The sequence below is a fragment of the Bradyrhizobium sp. genome, from assembly GCF_030654605.1.
Lineage (GTDB): Bacteria > Pseudomonadota > Alphaproteobacteria > Rhizobiales > Xanthobacteraceae > Bradyrhizobium.
The window spans coordinates 1-2,810 of the sequence record NZ_JAURXB010000152.1; the positions used below are offsets into that span (position 1 = coordinate 1).

Sequence of the window (2,810 nt, forward strand, 5' to 3'; positions counted from 1 at the left end):
GCCGGTAGCATCAGCACCGGCGGTCGAGCAGGGCACCCTGGTGCCGCAGATACTGGAGCGGGAGCTACGTCCGGGCGAAGTGTCGCTGGACGAACTGGAGCGCGCGTTCCAGGAGACCGCGATCGAGGTGGTCGCACCGCCGATCGCGCCGGTCCAGCCCGAAGTGGCAGCGCCGAAGCCGGCCGCAGCGCCGGCTCAACCCGCCGCATCAGCCAAAGAGAAGAAGGCCGCCAAATCGGTCGTCGAGATCGACGTGCCCGAGGCCGACAAGGTCGCCAACCAGTCGATCCGCGTCAACGTGGACACGCTGGAACACCTGATGACGATGGTGTCGGAACTGGTGCTGACCCGCAATCAGCTGCTGGAGATCTCCCGGCGCAACGACGATACCGAGTTCAAGGTGCCGCTGCAGCGGCTGTCCAACGTCACCGCCGAGCTGCAGGAAGGCGTCATGAAGACGCGGATGCAGCCGATCGGCAATGCCTGGCAGAAGCTGCCACGGATCGTGCGCGACCTCGCCGGCGAACTGCACAAGCAGATCGAACTGGAGATGCACGGCGCCGACACCGAGCTCGACCGCCAGGTGCTCGACCTGATCAAGGATCCGTTGACGCACATGGTGCGCAACTCCGCCGATCACGGCCTGGAAACCCCGGCCGAACGCGCCGCCGCCGGCAAGCCCGAGCAGGGCACCATCCGGCTCTCCGCCTATCACGAAGGCGGCCATATCCTGATCTGCATCGCCGACAACGGCCGCGGCCTCAACACCGAGCGGATCAAGGCCAAGGCGATCTCGAACGGTCTCGTCAGCGAGGCCGAACTCGAGAAGATGACGGAAGCCCAGATCCACAAGTTCATCTTCGCGCCGGGCTTCTCCACCGCAGCCAGCGTCACCTCGGTGTCCGGCCGCGGCGTCGGCATGGACGTGGTGCGCACCAATATCGACCAGATCGGCGGCACCATCGACGTCAAGTCGGTGGCCGGCGAGGGCTCCAGCGTCACCATCAAGATCCCGCTGACGCTCGCCATCGTCTCCGCCCTGATCGTGGAAGCCGCCGGCGACCGTTTTGCGATCCCGCAATTGGCGGTGGTCGAACTGGTGCGGGCACGGGCCAATTCCGAGCACCGCATCGAGCGCATCAAGGACACCGCGGTCTTGCGGCTGCGCAACAAGCTGCTGCCGCTGATGCACCTGAAGAAGCTGCTCAAGATCGACGACGGCACCTCCTCGGATCCCGAGAACGGCTTCATCGTGGTGACCCAGGTCGGCAACCAGACCTTCGGCATCGTGGTCGACGGCGTGTTCCACACCGAGGAAATCGTGGTCAAGCCGATGTCGACCAAACTGCGTCACATCGACATGTTCTCCGGCAACACGATCCTCGGCGATGGCGCCGTGATCATGATCATCGATCCCAACGGCATTGCCAAGGCGCTCGGCGCCGCCGGTTCCGCCGGCCACGAGATCTCGGAAGAGAACGCGGCGGCGCGCGCCAATGCCGCCGAACAGCTGACCTCGCTGCTGGTGTTCCGCGCAGGCTCGGCCCAGCCCAAGGCGGTGCCGCTCGGCCTCGTCACCCGGCTGGAAGAACTCGCCACCGACAAGATCGAACTCTCCAACGGCCGCTACATGGTGCAGTACCGCGATCAGCTGATGCCGCTGGTGCAGATGGAAGGCGTCAGCGTCCAGACCTCCGGCTCGCAGCCGATCCTGGTGTTCGCCGATGACGGCCGTTCGATGGGCCTCGTCGTCGACGAGATCATCGACATCGTCGAGGAGCGGCTCAACATCGAGGTCGCGGGCTCCCGGGAAGGCATCCTGGGCTCGGCCGTGATCAAGGGCCAGGCCACCGAAGTGATCGACGTCGGTCACTTCCTGCCGATGGCGTTCGCCGACTGGTTCTCCCGCAAGGAGATGCGCCCCTCGGTGACCGCGCAGTCGGTGCTGCTGGTCGACGACTCAGCGTTCTTCCGCAACATGCTGGCGCCGGTGCTGAAAGCCGCGGGCTACAAGGTGCGGGTGGCGCCCAGCGCCGAGGAGGGCCTTTCCGCGCTGCGCTCGGGCCAGCTCTTCGACGTGGTGCTGACCGACATCGAAATGCCCGACATGAACGGGTTCGAGTTCGCCGAGACGATCCGGGCGGACGCGCATCTGAGTTCGATGCCGATCATCGCACTGTCCTCGATGGTGTCGCCGGCGGCGATCGAGCGCGGGCGGCTGGCCGGCTTCCACGATTACGTCGCCAAGTTCGACCGTCCGGGCCTGATCGCGGCATTGAAGGAACAGACCGCCGAACTCAACAAGGCGGCATAGGCATGAAGCAAGTTCAGCCTGAAGGAAACAGCATGAGCAATATTCCCAGCAGCAAGAACGACAATACCGAAGGCGCCGTCTCCGAATTCGTCACCGCGATGATCGGGGGCCAGCTGTTCGGCCTGCCGATCTCGAGGGTGCAGGACGTGTTCATGCCGGAGCGGCTGACGCGGGTGCCGCTGTCGTCAGGCGAGATCGCCGGCGTGCTCAATCTGCGCGGCCGCATCGTCACGGTGGTGGACATGCGCGCGCGCCTCGGCCTGCCCCCGAACGAAGACGGCAAGCCGCCGATGGCGGTCGGCGTCGACCTGCGCGGCGAATCCTATGGCCTGCTGATCGACCAGATCGGCGAGGTGCTCAAGCTCGCCGACGACGGCCGCGAGGAAAATCCCGTCAACCTCGACCCCCGCATGGCCAAGCTCGCCGGCGGCGTGCACCGCCTCGACGGCCAGCTCATGGTCGTGCTCGACGTCGACCGCGTGCTCGAAATCGTGCC

At 65.8% G+C, this 2,810-nt stretch carries 2 protein-coding genes; both read left to right on the plus strand.

Annotation, left to right across the window (positions count from 1 at the left end):
• Positions 1-2,314: hybrid sensor histidine kinase/response regulator (locus Q7U29_RS14700; RefSeq protein ID WP_304742618.1), on the plus strand; the 2,314-nt coding region annotated here is incomplete at its 5' end.
• 32 nt (positions 2,315-2,346) lie between these two features.
• Positions 2,347-2,810 (plus strand): chemotaxis protein CheW (locus tag Q7U29_RS14705; protein ID WP_304742620.1); only part of this gene is annotated, 464 nt, incomplete at its 3' end.